Annotated in this window: 17 protein-coding genes, 1 tRNA gene and 1 other annotated feature; of the genes, 1 reads left to right on the top strand and 17 read right to left on the bottom strand. The window is 45.1% G+C overall.

The window, feature by feature from the left end; genetic code table 11:
* Positions 1–32: 32 nt before the first annotated feature.
* From ESE_RS11880 to ESE_RS0105280, 12 genes are all read right to left on the bottom strand, one after another.
* Positions 33–692 (bottom strand): hypothetical protein, encoded by a 660-nt coding sequence (locus ESE_RS11880; RefSeq protein ID WP_010372397.1) that lies wholly within the window; start codon positions 690–692, stop codon positions 33–35.
* Positions 693–847: 155 nt separating this feature from the next.
* Positions 848–2,989 carry a glycoside hydrolase family 3 C-terminal domain-containing protein gene (locus ESE_RS0105330; protein ID WP_010372395.1) on the bottom strand — a complete coding sequence of 714 codons (2,142 nt, stop codon included), beginning with the start codon at positions 2,987–2,989 and terminating at the stop codon, positions 848–850.
* A 382-nt stretch (positions 2,990–3,371) separates the two neighbouring features.
* Positions 3,372–3,683, bottom strand: a complete 312-nt coding sequence (gene rpmA / locus ESE_RS0105325; RefSeq protein ID WP_003609238.1) for a 50S ribosomal protein L27 — start codon at positions 3,681–3,683, stop codon at positions 3,372–3,374.
* Between the two features lie 27 nt (positions 3,684–3,710).
* Complete coding sequence (rplU, locus tag ESE_RS0105320; RefSeq protein ID WP_010372385.1) at positions 3,711–4,013, bottom strand: 50S ribosomal protein L21; 303 nt, start codon at positions 4,011–4,013, stop codon at positions 3,711–3,713.
* Between the two features lie 30 nt (positions 4,014–4,043).
* Positions 4,044–4,119, bottom strand: a sequence feature (ribosomal protein L21 leader region).
* A 97-nt stretch (positions 4,120–4,216) separates the two neighbouring features.
* Positions 4,217–4,290: transfer RNA gene (locus tag ESE_RS0105315), tRNA-Arg, on the bottom strand.
* A gap of 50 nt (positions 4,291–4,340) precedes the next feature.
* Positions 4,341–4,868: a hypothetical protein gene (locus ESE_RS0105310; RefSeq protein ID WP_010372383.1), complete on the bottom strand. Its 528-nt coding sequence runs from the start codon at positions 4,866–4,868 to the stop codon at positions 4,341–4,343.
* Positions 4,868–5,899, bottom strand: a complete 1,032-nt coding sequence (locus ESE_RS0105305) for a hypothetical protein (RefSeq protein ID WP_010372381.1) — start codon at positions 5,897–5,899, stop codon at positions 4,868–4,870. Before ESE_RS0105305 ends, ESE_RS0105310 begins: the two co-directional genes overlap by 1 nt.
* Before the next feature lie 2 nt (positions 5,900–5,901).
* Complete coding sequence (locus tag ESE_RS0105300) at positions 5,902–6,774, bottom strand: hypothetical protein (RefSeq protein ID WP_010372378.1); 873 nt, start codon at positions 6,772–6,774, stop codon at positions 5,902–5,904.
* Between the two features lie 144 nt (positions 6,775–6,918).
* Positions 6,919–8,265, bottom strand: coding sequence for a type I glutamate--ammonia ligase (gene glnA, locus ESE_RS0105295; RefSeq protein ID WP_010372374.1), 1,347 nt, complete (start codon positions 8,263–8,265; stop codon positions 6,919–6,921).
* Positions 8,266–8,305: 40 nt separating this feature from the next.
* Positions 8,306–8,656 carry a MerR family transcriptional regulator gene (locus ESE_RS0105290; protein ID WP_010372371.1) on the bottom strand — a complete coding sequence of 117 codons (351 nt, stop codon included), beginning with the start codon at positions 8,654–8,656 and terminating at the stop codon, positions 8,306–8,308.
* A gap of 65 nt (positions 8,657–8,721) precedes the next feature.
* Positions 8,722–9,645 (bottom strand): tRNA (adenosine(37)-N6)-dimethylallyltransferase MiaA, encoded by a 924-nt coding sequence (gene miaA / locus ESE_RS0105285; protein WP_010372368.1) that lies wholly within the window; start codon positions 9,643–9,645, stop codon positions 8,722–8,724.
* A 14-nt stretch (positions 9,646–9,659) separates the two neighbouring features.
* Complete coding sequence (locus tag ESE_RS0105280; protein ID WP_010372365.1) at positions 9,660–10,271, bottom strand: glycerophosphodiester phosphodiesterase; 612 nt, start codon at positions 10,269–10,271, stop codon at positions 9,660–9,662.
* Between the two features lie 75 nt (positions 10,272–10,346).
* On the opposite strand from ESE_RS0105280, the gene ESE_RS0105275 reads away from it, so the two are divergent.
* Positions 10,347–10,529 carry a DUF3042 family protein gene (locus ESE_RS0105275; protein ID WP_010372363.1) on the top strand — a complete coding sequence of 61 codons (183 nt, stop codon included), beginning with the start codon at positions 10,347–10,349 and terminating at the stop codon, positions 10,527–10,529.
* A 50-nt stretch (positions 10,530–10,579) separates the two neighbouring features.
* On the opposite strand, the gene ESE_RS0105270 is transcribed toward ESE_RS0105275, so the two are convergent.
* The 5 genes from ESE_RS0105270 to ESE_RS0105250 form a co-directional block, all read right to left on the bottom strand.
* Positions 10,580–10,966: a rhodanese-like domain-containing protein gene (locus ESE_RS0105270; RefSeq protein ID WP_010372361.1), complete on the bottom strand. Its 387-nt coding sequence runs from the start codon at positions 10,964–10,966 to the stop codon at positions 10,580–10,582.
* Positions 10,967–11,066: 100 nt separating this feature from the next.
* Entirely contained in the window at positions 11,067–11,897 is an 831-nt protein-coding gene (locus ESE_RS0105265; RefSeq protein WP_010372359.1) for a CAP domain-containing protein, read from the bottom strand.
* A 208-nt stretch (positions 11,898–12,105) separates the two neighbouring features.
* Positions 12,106–12,954, bottom strand: a complete 849-nt coding sequence (locus ESE_RS0105260) for a COG3942 and LysM peptidoglycan-binding domain-containing protein (RefSeq protein ID WP_010372357.1) — start codon at positions 12,952–12,954, stop codon at positions 12,106–12,108.
* 332 nt (positions 12,955–13,286) lie between these two features.
* Complete coding sequence (locus ESE_RS12540; protein WP_010372354.1) at positions 13,287–14,219, bottom strand: CHAP domain-containing protein; 933 nt, start codon at positions 14,217–14,219, stop codon at positions 13,287–13,289.
* A gap of 395 nt (positions 14,220–14,614) precedes the next feature.
* The gene (locus ESE_RS0105250) at positions 14,615–15,592 is read right to left on the bottom strand and encodes an ROK family glucokinase (RefSeq protein WP_010372352.1); all 978 of its coding nucleotides are present in this window, start codon (positions 15,590–15,592) and stop codon (positions 14,615–14,617) included.
* Positions 15,593–15,620: the final 28 nt, after the last annotated feature.

Here is a 15,620-nt window from a genome sequence, read left to right as displayed (position 1 = left end):
CCACTGTAAGCGCTTGCAAGAAATAACTCTCGTTAATTACTGGTCATCACTGAACCGTACTCTGCCTGAACATCTTGTAAATTATGCGTACGCAACCAGTCGTTCACATCAATTGTAAACGGATGATCACTATCACCATTCCCACCGGTATACGACCCCGTCATCACACCTACGCCACCATCACCAGACAACGTATACGTTGCTCCAATACCATTCACACCAATGCCAACAACCACTCGACCTTTACCTGATCCAACGCCGTCGACCACACCAGTTGTAATGCTGTGAACATCCGCTGGTGTGTAACCAGCTTCAGTTGTAATGACTTGGGCCAAAATTGATGCCCGATCATTTTGGGTCAAGTCTGTTGCCACAACCCCTGGTGTCCCAGTCAACTCACTTGATGATGACTCAGACGTTGCCACCGATGACGACGTCGCCGAACTTGCTGACGCCGCGCTTGTCGAGCTAGCTGTTACCGAACTGGTTTGTGACGAAACGCTACTTGTAACGGATGATGACGATGTCGCTGCCTTGTCATTATGAGCATTGTCAATCACTGCTGCAACGCCAACACCCAATAACAGCGCCACAATTAGTAATGCCGTAATCAGCAGAACTTTGAACGGACTTTTCTTAGAAGCTTGATGTGCATGCCTGGCTGTTCTACCAGCTGGATCCTTTTCAGTCATTTTATTCACCTCGTTTGTTATTCATCTGTTATTGTTACTATTATTTTATCGACTTTAGTCTGATTTTTGTTGTAATAAATACCTCAATAAAAGCACGCGTAAACCATTTTCTGATTCACGCGTGCTTTTATTGGATATTAGTCCCTTGTTATTTATCAATGTGTTGTCTGACTACCTGCCAGATTCAACTCAGTTTGCAAAGGTTGCACACCTGTCAGCGCAATCGATCGCGCATCTGGTTGGCTAACACCAACTGAAATCTCAAAACGATTACTATCAATAAAGTTATGCCCTTGCTCATCAAACACTTCGAAGTCCTGTGGACGTAAATCAAACGTAATCGTTTGCTTAGATCCCTTACCCAAAAAGACGCGTTTGAATCCCTTCAACTGGGCATTTGGCACAGCAAATTCTGATTCTAAGTCCTTCACATAGACTTGAACAACTTCATCCGTATCAAAATTACCCGTATTTTGAATTGTCACCGTTGCCGTTGCCGTCTCTTCATAAGACTTCACCTGCAAATCTGACAATTCAACTGACGAGTACGTCAAACCATAACCAAATGGATACAAGGCCTCCTCTGTCATATAACGGTATGTGCGTCCTGCCATATTGTAATCTTCAAAGGCTGGCAAATTATCTGTGTTCTTGTAGAACGTCACCGGCAACTTTCCTGATGGACTTACTGTACCAAACAAAACATCCGCAACTGCCAAACCACCTCGAGCACCTGGGTACCAAATTTGCATAATCGCTCGTAGGTTGGGGTGGTTCTCCAAGCCATCTAATTGCAATGATGAACCTGAAGCTAACAAAACTACTACAGGCTTACCAACAGCTAACAAACGTTCCAACAATTGTCGCTGGCGCCCTGGCAATGACAAGTTCGGCTTATCTCCAGCCCCTTGTGAGTTACCAGCATCCCCTTCTTCGCCTTCAATCGTTGAATCAAGCCCCAAGACTGCAACAATGACGTCTGAGTGTTCAGCAGCAATAATCGCTTCTGATTCACGTTCATCTGCCTTAGCCAACGGTTCAGCTGCATGGTCTTGGAACACCCCTGAGCCAATACTATAGTGGACCCGAACGTCATCGCCAAGTCGTTCCTGAATACCTTCCAAGATGGTATATGAACGTGATGGTGTCCCAAAGTAGTTACCTAGCAATGCGATTTCTGAATGCGCGTTTGGCCCAACAACTGCAATTGCTTCCATCGTTTCCTTGCGTAGTGGCAAAACGCCATCATTCTTCAACAACACAAATGACTTCTCAGCCGCAATTTCTGACAGATTATTGTGCGCCTTCGTGTCATTCGCCTCATACGGAATGGCATCGTACTCATTATCAGTTGCAAACATGCCTAGACGGACACGGGTTGCGTAAAGTGAAATAACCGCATTGGTAATTTCTTCTTCAGTCACCAAACCACGATTCAACGCCTCATGCAAAGATTGTTCGATATGACCGGCAACCAAGTTCAAACCTGCTTTGATGGCTAATCCCATCGTTTCAGCGGCATCCTTTGTGTACTTGTGGTTCTCATGCACATCTTCTGGGGCCATGTAATCTGAGACAACGTGACCTTCAAATGACCACTTATCATGCAAAATGTCCCGCAACAACATTTCACTAACTGACGCCGGCACGCCGTCAACTGCGTTATATGCCGTCATAATACTTTCGACATCGGCCTCTTCAACCGCTGCCTTGAAAGCTGGCAAGTACGTCTCATACAAGTCCTTGTCTGACACAACTGCATCAAAGCCGTGACGCAAACCTTCCGGACCTGAGTGGACCGCAAAGTGCTTTGCCGTCGCAGCCAGCTTCAAGTACTTAGCTTGCCCTTGCAACCCTTTGATAAAAGCCACACCAAACTTCGACGTTAAGAACGGATCTTCACCATATGTTTCATGTCCACGACCCCAACGTGGATCACGGAAAATATTGACGTTAGGCGACCAAAAAGTCAGTCCCTTGTAGATGTCACGATCCTCGTGCTTCGTAAATTCGTTATACTTTGCACGTCCTTCTGTCCCAATCACATCGGCAATATCATTAATTAGCTGGTCATCAAAAGTTGCCGCAAGTCCAATTGCTTGTGGAAAAACCGTCGCAACGCCCGCTCGCGCCACACCGTGCAATGCTTCGTTCCAGTAGTTATATTCCGGAATATTCAATCGTTCAATTGCTGGTGCTTCATACTTAATTTGGCCAATTTTCTCATCAATCGTCATTTGGTCGACAATCACCTTGGCTTGGCGACGAGCTTCTTCGTGAGTGAGTTGCTGGGTCATATCATTCTCCTAAACATAAATCATTTCAAATAAATTAGTAGATAATCTTATTTGTTGACTGCCTTTCGTTTTTGAAAGCGTTTTCTTTTCAACACCATTATTTATATCATGGGTTATTTTTTTAGACAAACCCACTAAATGCTTACCAAATATGAAGAGAATAACAAACGATATGCAGATATCATATTCAACGTATACGTTAATTGATTTGACTCTATTCGTCTTGTGCTGTGTTTCACATATTGTGAATGGACTATGCCCGAAAAATGATTAACATAATCGTAATAATCAACCACAAAAAAAGACAGCATCACGAACTTAATCGTAATGCTGTCTTTTTACAGTCTATTAAACTGATTTCAAATCTTAGTTAAGTAATAAATTACTTAGCGATGATTTGCTTGTACTCTTCACGAGTAACAACTGATACTTGGCGACGGTCACGGCCCAAACGACCGAACTTTACGACACCATCAGTCAAAGCGTACAACGTGTCATCGTTTCCACGACCAACGTTTACACCTGGGTAGATGTGCGTACCGCGTTGACGGTAAATGATTGATCCAGCCTTGATGTCTTGACCATCAGCGCGCTTCGTTCCTAGACGACGACCTGCTGAGTCACGACCGTTGGCAGAAGATCCGCCTCCCTTGTGGTGGGCAAGCATCGTCAAGTTGTTCAAATTCAATTGCATGATTTAAATCCTCTTCTTTCCGATGTCTTAGGCAATAGAGTCAATGACAACCTTAGTGTATGGTTGACGGTGACCTTGCTTCTTGTGTGAGTGCTTCTTTGGCTTGTACTTGAAAGTAACAACCTTCTTTTCCTTACCTTGCTTCTCAACAGTACCTGATACAGTAACACCATCAACGTATGGTGCACCGATCTTGCCGTCAGCGAAGACAACCTTGTCAAAGACAACCTTGTCACCCTCTGCGGCGTCCATCTTCTCGACGTAAATTACGTCACCGGCAGAAACCTTGTATTGCTTTCCACCGTTCTCAATGATTGCATATGCTGCCATGAGTCTGTAGACCTCCATATATATTATTTCTAAAAAACTTAGACTCACCGAGTCCGCGTGTTCCGAGGAACAACTTAATACAGACCACGAGTGGTTGCAGTTTGTGGGATCCACAAACACAACGTAAGTTATTATAAACCAATGGGAAAACAAAAACAATAAAATCCCCCACAATTGGTGAGGGATTTTAACGAAAACATAAGTGCAGCTGGTGGGACTCGAACCCACAACCGCTCGGGTAGAAACCGAGTGCACTATCCAGTTGTGCTACAGCTGCATATAAAATAGATGAGGCAACATTTCACTATCGCCTCATCTATTGTACGGTTAAAACGCTGGTGAATCAAGGTCAGAAGCATCCAAAACATGAGAAATTGCGATTGCGAGTTCTTCCTCAGTTAAATGCAATTCAAATAATCCCAATTTCATAAATGACCGCCAAGCGTGGGCGAAATCACTTTGGCGCTTCTGATGATAACTGTTTAATAGCATCGTCTTAATGCCCATAAATTGATGGGCTAACCGCATTTGTGGAAAACGAGCAAACTTCTCAATATCAGCGTCTTCCAACACCATCAAATGCGTCCACTGTTGCTTTAAACTGATCAACAAAAATTGACTCAAGGCCGTAGCGTACAAATCAACAATCGTTGCTTCACTGGTCACAACAGCATCGTGAGGTACATCCCCATTCACCGCATCAACCCGGCGCATCAGCGTACCTAGCGTAATATCCAAATTTAAATAATCATTTAATAGGACATCTTTTGGGCTAATTGGATTTTCCCAATCATAAGCCACAACCCGATAAGCGTCGCGCGCTTGCCGTAAATATAATGCAATATCCAGTGCCATTATGCTTCCGGCTCCTCATCAGTCGTGTTTGGTTGCAACACTTCCACTTGTGGTGCCTCAGACTTAACTGGTGCAGATGCCCCGTAATTCTTCAACGCACGATTGCCTTGCAAACCGAAAACTAATTCATCGCTTTCGACAGCCAAGTAATGACGCTCCTTCAAGTACCAAGCACCAATGAAGTCGTAATCTAACAAAATATCAAGCCATGAAACAGCATCGTGACCATCGATCACTTGGAAGTGCCAACGTTGTGCCCCAATAGCCGTGGCATCATTTGCATAGAAGATTCGCACTTCAACGCCCTGTTCAAGTACTAAGCCGGCCCCATTTGGAATGTTTTGCAAGAAGTAGTTTGAATCCGCTGACAACACAAACAAACGATCCAACATACCAGCTGGCATTTCAGTTTGAACCAATGGATACAAGAAATCATCCTTGGTCTCCAAAATGTTGTAATCGACCTTGTAACCAAATTCGCGTTCCATGTAACGGCCGAATTCAGTTAATAATGTCGTCACCGTGCGAATGCGTGGTGCGGTCGTCTTCTTACGATAGTTTTCAACCAACAAGTTTGTAATGGCATCGGCGTTAAACAAAATTTGCTTGCGTTCTAATGACCAGTAGAACAAACGTTCATTCGTCCCAAGTTCAACGAAAAAGGCGCCACCGTTTGGATCGTCATTCACAACGAACTCAAATGTTGCTGGCACTTCCAATTCAGTTGGTACCAACGTTAGTTCTTCACGTTCGGCTGGCGTCAAAATATCGTACGCTGGAATCCCGGCAAAACTCATAAACCGATCCATTGCCAACATGTACCAATCTGCTGGACTATATTGACGTGGCACAAGGACCCAGTCCGTATCAAGATGCGCTGCCGTTAAACGCTCGGCCAGCATGTGCACACGCGCTGGTTCTTGTGATTCGGCCAATTCACGTACTTGCGCCAACAATTGTTGAATTTGACCAATGTCATCTGTCAACAAGTCAGCATATGCGACTACGCGTTCACGAAGGTGTTCTGTCATAATTACTTACCTCCTTGTGCATCAGCCAAATACGTCACATACGTTTCGTACAATGACGCAACCGCTTCTTGGAAGTTTGCGAATGAACCAAACGTATCTGAGATGGCACGTTGTTCGTAAATCAAAATCGTATCTTCCTTTGATAGATTCAAAATTTGCGCATTGTTTGCTGCAATTAACTCAGGCACTTCTTTAGCCTTGTCGTCCGCAGCATCCAATTGTGCCAAACGTTCCTTCAACACTTCACGTTGTTCATTTTGTGAACGATTACCAAAAATACCACCACGGTCTTCGCTCGATGCCAGCTGAGCCATCAATTGGGCACGTTCGGCATCACGTTGATTTTGATCAGCCACAATTTGTTGCAACGCCTCGTTAGCTCGTGTAGTATCTTCAATTACTTGTGCGTTATAACGTTGGCCGGCCTCTGATAATTCAACAGCGCGTGCCAACTTTTCATACTCTTGATCATTGAAAATAAAGTTCACAGCTAATGGATCAAGAATACCGAAATGACGACGATCCCACCAATTTCCAAAGAACAATTGGAACACACCCAATTGCGTTTCTTCGTAATAAAAGAATGGGAATTTTTCTGACAAATACTGAATCAATTGTTGTCCCAAGTGATGGCTCAATTCATCCTGCATATCATCCACCAAGACTGACAAGGCACGGTTTGAGGCCGCATTTTGCGTCTGTCGAATCTTCGTGTTGTACTTTTGGCTATCTAATAATTCATACACCCGGCGATCATCATTCGTCGCAACAGCGTTCTGAATATCCCCGATGTAGTCTAATTTTGCTTGTAGTTTTCCATTTAATACGGATTGATTTGACGGCAAGTCCGTCTTCAAGTATGGCGTGTTCTCCATCTCAACCCCTCCTCGTGTGTGGTTGTCCTAAAACTCATGTCATAACACTAACATCTTAATAGTTCTATCATACAACCTAACCTTAAAGAAAAACGCCAACCTTTCCCCGGTCGGCGTTGTTTTTTAGAACATTTAACGAAAATTTTAGTATTGCTCGAGATATGTGTCCAATTCCCATTGCGATACTTCTTGTCGGTAAGCTTGATACTCAAGACGCTTTGCATCCACAAACGTCCGTGACATGTGTGAACCCAAGGCTGCCTTGATCGTTTCATCCTCATCCAAGTCGTTCACAGCTGCTAGCAAGGTATCAGGCAAATCAGTAATACCTGCACGCTTGCGCTCACCTTCATCCATCAAGTAGATGTTACGGTCAACAGCGTGTGTTGGTTCCAATTCACGTTCAATACCATCCAAGCCAGCTGCCAAAATAGCAGCAAAGGCCAAGTATGGATTAGCAGTTGGATCAACGGAACGCAATTCCAAACGTGTTGAGTTACCACGTGAAGCTGGGACACGAACCATTGGTGAACGGTTTGAACCTGACCAAGCCACGTAAACTGGTGCTTCAAAGCCTGGCGTCAAACGCTTAAATGAGTTAACCGTTGGATTTGTAATGGCCGTAAAGTTGGCCGCGTGATCCAAAATACCACCCAAGAAGTTATAGGCCGTCTTAGACAATTGCAACTCACCCGCTTCATCAAAGAAGGCGTTGCCATCCTCGGTAAACAAAGACATGTTCGTGTGCATACCATTACCATTAATACCTGAAATTGGCTTAGGCATAAAGGTTGCATACATACCGTGCTTACGCGCAATCGTCTTCACAATCAACTTAAACGTTTGAATGTTGTCAGCCGCATCAAGTGCATCCGCATACTTAAAGTCGACTTCGTGTTGTCCTGGCGCAACTTCGTGGTGGGCTGCTTCAACTTCAAAGCCCATCTTCTCCATCTCCAACACGATTTCACGACGTGTGTTTTCTCCAAGATCAAGTGGTGCTAGGTCAAAGTAACCACCCTTGTCATTCAAATTCATCGTTGGGTTACCATGTTCATCCAGCTTGAACAAGAAGAACTCTGGTTCCGTTCCAATATTAAATGACTTAAAGCCATCTTCCGTCATCTGCTGCAAGACACGCTTCAAATTGCTACGTGGATCACCTGCAAATGGCTCGCGATCTGCCGTGTAAATATCAGCAATCAAGCGAGCAACCTTACCACCGTGCAAGTCAGTCGCCCATGGGAAAATCATGAACGTTGACAAGTCTGGGTATAGGTACATATCTGACTCTTCAATACGGACAAACCCTTCAATTGAAGAACCATCAAACATCAAATTATTGTCGAGCACCTTCTCGAGTTGTGAAACTGGTACTTCAACATTCTTGATTGTACCGAACACGTCTGAGAATTGTAGTCGCAAGAATTCTACGTTTTCTTCTGCAATCATGCGACGAATATCATCCTTGGTATATGCTTTGCGAACCATCTAGATCTCCTTTTGATAACTTAGCAATTAAAACGAAATGTCAAAACTTACGCTGACCATTAAACCGTCCAATTTTCAGCAGCTCATCCGCCAACATGTGTCGTAGATTTTCTTCATTTGGTTCAGGCTTTTCAGCTGACTTGCGTTGCTTCTTCGCATCAACCTCATGAATTTCAGACACCGAATACCCAGCATCCAAATAATCTGCGATTTCAATTAACCGGTCTACATCATTTAATGAAAAACGACGTTGTTTACCAGCCCCCCGTTGTGGCGTAATTAAACCTTGCTGATCATAATAACGAATTTGTCGATCAGATAAGTCAGTCAGTTCACGTACGACGCTCATTGGCAATACCGCCAAATCGCGACGAAGTTCTCGTCCACCCATACGTTCTGACCCCCTATGCTTAGCATGTTACCACCGATTATATGTGAAGTTTTTAATCATGTCAGCTATTCTGACATGAACCGTTTTACCGCTTCTTTGATGTCAGTTATTTCAGACGGTTGCTGTACTAAATCAAACCAATGAATGTCTGTAAACTGATTATTGAACCACGTCATCTGCCGTTTTGCGTACCGTCGTGATGCCTGTTTTAAGGTTTCTGTTGCTTGTTCTAATGATTCATCACCAGTTAAATAGCCAAACAGTTCCTTGTAGCCAATCGCCTTTCGAGCTGTGCTATCTGCTGGTAAAGCCATCGCAATTTCTGCTTCTGCCAAAATGCCTTGCGTCATCATGGCGTCGACACGTTGATTAATGCGTTCATATAACACTTGCCGATCAGTTGTTAGGCCGATAATAAAGGCATCATACAGTCGTCGCGGTTCTGGCTTTTGTTCAGAGAAAGGCTTGCCGGTATGATCACTCACCAGTAAAGCACGCACTAATCGGCGAATTTGACCAGGTAAAATCCGCGCCTCACTCACCGCGTCCACCTTGCGCAAAGCATCACGCAATACCCCTTCCCCCTCGTCGTGGGCAATTTGCGTCCATTTCTCCGTAAACGCATCATCTTGAATATCATCAACCGCAGCTAACGGCTTATCGCCCAACAAGGCTTGCACATAAAAGCCGGTGCCACCAACCAAAATTGGCACCTTGCCACGGGCCGAAATCTCAGCAATCGCTTGCTGGGCTTCCTGCACAAAACGGGCCGCCGAATACGTTTCAGTTGGCTCAGCGATGTCGATCATATGATGCGGTGCTTGCGCCTGTTCCGTCGGCGTGGCCTTCGCCGTCCCGATGTTTAGCTGTCGATAAATTTGCATCGAGTCACCCGATACAATTTCACCATCAATAGCCTGGGCCAATGCCAAAGATAATGCGGTTTTACCAACCGCGGTCGGCCCAACAATGACAATTAATTTATCCATTTTTACTCATTCACCTATAAAATTTTTGATGCAATATCTGTAATGATACCGCGTACGCTTAACATCCGGAGTAATGTTGTCCACCCCCGCGTATTTGGGGTCCACCAATAGGTCTTCACACCGAATGGCCTTAACCAGGCGAGGTACCAATAACGATAATCCAGGTTAACTTGCTGAATGATTCCATCACGCCACAAACGCCAGCTCACCATATTCGGCACATGCCGCAAATAACCAATCGGTACGTTCGCATCTAAGCGGCGCCACTTTCGCAAGGGCAACTCTTGAAATGACTGCAACATCACGGCATTCGGTAATTGTTTTGCCTGCAACTCGCGATACAGTTGTTCCGCGCCGACCCGGCCCTTTAACTCAATTAGTAATAACCCTTGATACTGCGTTGTTGCAATCAACGCCAAAAAATCGCCAAATGTTGCAACATCCGCCGGCACCACGCCATCCTGATCATGTTTTAAAATTAACCGATTACCATACAATTGGACATCAACTTCAAGGCCGTCAACGCCCGCTGCAATCGCCCGTTGAAAGGCAATTAGCGTATTTTCGTCACCTCGGTCGCGATATGTGCCACGGTGTGCAATAATTAATGTTTTGTTTACAGACATTTCACGAACCTCAGTAGTTTAATTCTTGTTAAATATGTTAAACTTATCTTAACAAATAAATGGAGGAACCACATCATGAAGAAGTTTGGTTTGGGGATTTTGACTGGTGTTGCCGGTACGTTAGCCACTGCTGCAGCCGCTGCTTTGACTTTCCACAAGGTTGCTGTAAAGCCTTTGGAAGAAGAGGAAGCTAAGTTCGAAGAGACAGAACGCAAGGCTGCTCGTAAGGCTGCTCACTCACACGGCGCTCGTTTTTAATCAAGCACATAAAGAAAAGGTTTGGGATATACATCCCAAACCTTTTTTCATTAGTTAGACTTTGTCTTACCGTTATATTCGGCAAACCCATTCTTGAGGACGAAAATTTCGTTATAACCGTCCTTCTTCAACTTACGTGCCAAACGGGCTGCAAATTGCATGTTCTCGTCGTACAAGAACACAGGCTTGTCCTTACGCAAAGCAGTGTGGTTTTCATTCAACATGGCATATTGAATGTTACGCGCACCTAGGACGTGCTTCGCCTTAAACTTTGCCGGTTCGCGGATATCGATCAATTGTTGACCGCGACTTTGCTTTTCAAATTCTTCTGACTTTAATACCGTTGCCACGCGCTTCAACGTGGTACGTGTCCAGATGATTGTACCAACTGTCCAAATAACCCAAATTAAAATCAAGACAAACAATGCTTGCAACATACTGCTCAAATCCCCGTTTCGTTAATCATGTTAATTACCATTTTAACAAAACCTAAAGAAAAAGTCTGCCAACCTTTGGCAGACTTTGTTTTTTCTTCAATTATTCAGCGTGACCGACAATCCAGCCATTAACGTAGCCAAATCCGACTCGCGTGAATGACCCATTCATTTCCCAATCATGGTGACCGTTTGGTACACCCGTCATATTGGTTTCGTTAAACCAAGCCGAGATAACGTCTTGTCCGGCACCAAAGCCAGCCGCCACAACTTCATTGGCCACTGCCCCTGAATAGTGCGCTTGATCAACACCTGTTTGTGACATTGATGCGGCACGTGCCGTCGCTGACGCAGCCAGGCCATCATCCCAAACCAGTTGTGGCAATCCCGCTGAAGCGCGCAATGCGTTCAATGCATTCAACGTTGCGTCCGCGCTGGCTGGTGAAACTGTCGCAACCGGCGCAGTAGATGTAGCTGCACTCGTTGCGACTGGCGCTTCTGAACTAGCTGATGATGCTTGTGAAGCAACTGAGCTGGCTGGCGCAACAGATGACGCAGCTGGGGCCAATGACGATTCGCTTGGTGCTACTGACGCCGCAACACTTGTTGCTGGTGCTTCTGACACCAAATCAAGCTTCTGCCCAACTTCAATCATGTTGGCATTCGTAATGTCATTTTGCTTCGCAATATCGTCCACACTGCGATCCGTCGCTGCTGCAATCGTTGACAACGTGTCACCAGATTGCACAACATATACACGTCCAGCATCCTTAACCGTTGTCCGCACTTCGTCAACCGTCTTACTGCGCCAACCCTTAGCTGAATCGTCAGCTGATGCGGCATTTGTGTGCATAAATGGCAAGACAGCTGCTGCAACTGCAGCCGTCGTCAAGGCCATCCCTTTAATTGATTTATTTACTGATACTTTTTCCATAAGAATCGTTTTTCTCCCTATAGCGTTTCTTATCTATTTTCTTCTCTTTTAATCTACTTACAAAAGTATAGTAAATAATTATTGCCAGTTGTTTACATCTGCGCTTCAAAGCAGTTAACAGAGTGCTCGGAAAATTGCAAGAACAAATCCTTCATTTCAAATTAAAAAACCAAGTCCAAAAATGGACTCGGTTTTTTCGTCATTATTATTAGTGGACAAATTGGATGCCAGCAGCTGAAATCGTACGAACGTGGTATGCCAATCCAGCATAGTTACCCTCTGAGATTGTAATCGTACCATCTGAGTTAACAGAATCAACAACCGCAACGTGACCCAATTCACCAGCGCCATCAAGGCCAGGTGCAAAGACAGCAACCGCACCAGCAGCTGGCGTTGCGTCAACTACACGACCTGCTGCCGCAGCTGAGGCGCCCCAACCAGAAGCGTTACCCCAGTTGTTACCAACCCATGACAAAGCGTTCTTAACGAACCACGTGCATTGTCCAGCTGGGTAAGTGTTACCAGTCGTATCATACGTTGGCGCAGCAACAGCGGGTTGTGACGCTGCATCGTACGCAACCGCACCCGTATTTGTGTATTGCGTGTTATCGGCTGCAGAAGTCGTTGCAACTTTTGCAGCTGCACTAGCAGCCTTGTCAGCTGAGGCAGCTGCTTGCTTAAGCGCATCTGATGCAGAGTTGTTATCTTGCTTATCTGCTGGCGTCAGCTTCAACGTCTCACCAACCGTGATAAAGTGAACATCTGACAAGCCGTTAGCCTTCGCGATGTCATCAACGCTTTCTCCCGTTGCTTGGGCGATCGTTGACAATGTGTCACCCGTTTGCACCTTGTATTCAGTGCCAGCTGACAAAACAACTGCCTTCACGTCGTCAACTGTCTTAGCACGCCATGAGGCAGCCTTGTTTGTGTTTGCATCAGCCTTATTTGCAGTTGAATCTTCAGCAGAAGCGGCCGTTGTGTGTGTCATTGGTAAAATTGCAGCGGCGGCCGTTGCAGCAGCAACAAACCATCCCTTAGTCATGTTTTGAGTTGTCATATTCTTTATTATCCCCTTGATGCGATTTAAGGCGCGTCGCTACGGCAACGTCTTTCCTCTATCCATAAAAAAGTCTATCAACCTGATTTAACGGCCTAGTTACACTGGTATAACAGTTACTAAAAAAATGAAAGCAGACACAAATGCTGTTATATCAAGGGATTTCCTTGTTTTACATTGCCTTCGTGATACACATGTCACGGCGAAAACGTGAAAACCGGCTACAATATTACGTTTTATTACAAAATGTAATATTTAATGTAATAAAAAATGCCTGAACCAATAGGGTTCAGACACCTTTATTTCAATTTACAAGTATGTGAAATTTGCTATTAGTGCACAAACATCATGCCGGCCTTTGAAAGGGTACGTGAGTTATATGACAAACCAGCGTAGTTACCTTCTTCAATCGTAATTTGGTCACCATTTACGGCAACAACGACAGCCACGTGACCGTATCCGCCTGATCCACCAACGCCTGGTGCCATCACCGCAACTGATCCAACTGTAGGGTTCGTATCAACTAAACGACCAGCGTAAGTTGCTGAGTTAGCCCAGTCCGCTGCGTTACCCCAGTAGTTTCCTACCCAAGGCAAAGCATTCTTAACGAACCACGTGCATTGTCCAGCAGGATACGTGTTAGCACCATTTACTGACATATCTGCATTATATGATGGCGCTACTTCTGCAACTGGTGCCTCTTGAGCTGGTACTTCTTGAACGGCCGTTTCTTCGACAGGTGCCACCGTCTCAGCAACTGGCGCTACTTCTTCAGTTGCTACTGGGGCAACCGCTTCCGTTGCCACTGGTGCAGCTTCAACCGGTGCCTCAACAGGGGCTACTTCCACGGCTGGCGTCTCAACTTGAGCAACTGTTTCTGCAACTTGAGCCGGCTCTGTTGCCACTTCAACTGGTGCACCAGTCAATTCAATTGTTTGACCAACCACAATGAAGTGAATGTCATCAATCTTGTTAGCAGCCGCAATTTCTTCAGCCGTCAAATCCGTTGCTGATGCAATTGATGACAACGTGTCACCTTCTTGAACCAAGTACGTTTGACCCGCAGTTTGAACGGCTGAGACAACCTGATCAACCGTCTTAGCACGCCATGATGACGTCGTTTGTGTTGGTGCTACTTCTTCATTAGCATATGTTGCATCCATGTGGAACATTGGCATAACCAAAGCCGCTGCCGCCAATACCGTACCCGCTACCCAGTTCTTACCTGACTTGTACAACTTCTTACGTGATGTTACGTTTTGCATGATTAACTCCCTTTTCGTCGCTCGTGTAAAGCGTGTCTTACTTTTTTTAAGTTTATGATTTTTGTTTTCGTCGTTGCCTTAACAACATAATCTATCTTAGCGAGGACGCGTAACAGGCGTATAACAGGCGCCAAACAACCTGTGACGCACAAATTCTTCATAAATCACACACGTGTAAATCAGCGCTACATCAACGTCTTGTTTCAGTCGTTCATACCATGTTCATAATTCGTGCATATTTCATTTTGTGAATTAGCTTACTATTTCACCATAAACGGGTGCAATGTTACATTTTATTACAAATATCTCAGCGATTTTCAGTAAACACCGTCATATTTGCCCACAAAAAAACGAGTATCGTCACGATACTCGTTTTTAATGACTTCTATTTATAATTAGGCAATCGTACGATCTGAGTTACGGGCCAATGAAGCAGCACCGTATGCACCAGCGTCGTTACCCAACTCTGCCAACTTCACTTCAGTTACGTCGCGCGTAGCCTTGAAAGCAAATTGGCTAAAGTTCTTGGCAACACGGTCCAACAAGAACTTACCAGCGGCTGAAACACCACCACCGATAACAACTGAAGATGGGTTCAAGATGTTTGAGATGTTAGCTGAAGCCAATCCAAGGTAGTAAGCCACCTTGTCGACAACTTCATTTGCCAAGTAATCCCCATCCTTTGCCAAGTCAAAGACAATCTTTGACGTCACTTCTTCACCATTGTCGACCATAGCCTTCAATTGTGAGTTACCAGCGTAAGCTTCGGCAAAATCTTGTGCCAAGTGGACAACACCTGTTGCTGAAGCATATTGCTCCAAGCAACCGTAGTTACCACATGTGCACAAATATCCACCAGGTTCGACGATCATGTGACCGACCTCACCACCAGCACCGGCAACACCGTGGATCAACTTACCATCGTTAATCAATCCACCACCAACACCAGTTCCCAACGTAATGAAGGCAACATCTGGTTGATTGTTTCCAGCACCACGCCATTGCTCACCCAAAGCGGCAGCGTTAGCGTCGTTGTCCATCGTCAATGGCAAGCCAGTACCAGCTTCAATTTGTTCGCGGACGTTTTGCGTTTCCTTCCAGTTCAAGTTGAACGCTGCACGAACGGTTCCGTTCTCAGTGTCAACCGTTCCCGGCGTACCCATTCCGATACCAATGATACGGTCCTTATCCAATTGGTACAAGTCCAAGTGGTGGTTAATAGAATCAATGATGTCGGGTACAATGTGTGAACCTTCGTCCAAGATGTTTGTCTTGATTGACCACTTTTGTTGAATCTCACCTTCAGCAGTCAAAATGGCAAACTTGATGGTTGTTCCACCAAGGTCAACACCGATTAGCTTGTCTTTAGCCATCTGTTCTTTCCTCGTTATTTCTCAAAAA

It is taken from the genome of Weissella cibaria KACC 11862, from assembly GCF_000193635.1.
In the GTDB taxonomy this organism is placed as follows: Bacteria; Bacillota; Bacilli; order Lactobacillales; family Lactobacillaceae; genus Weissella; species Weissella cibaria.
This window is presented reverse-complemented; position numbering and strand designations above follow the sequence as displayed.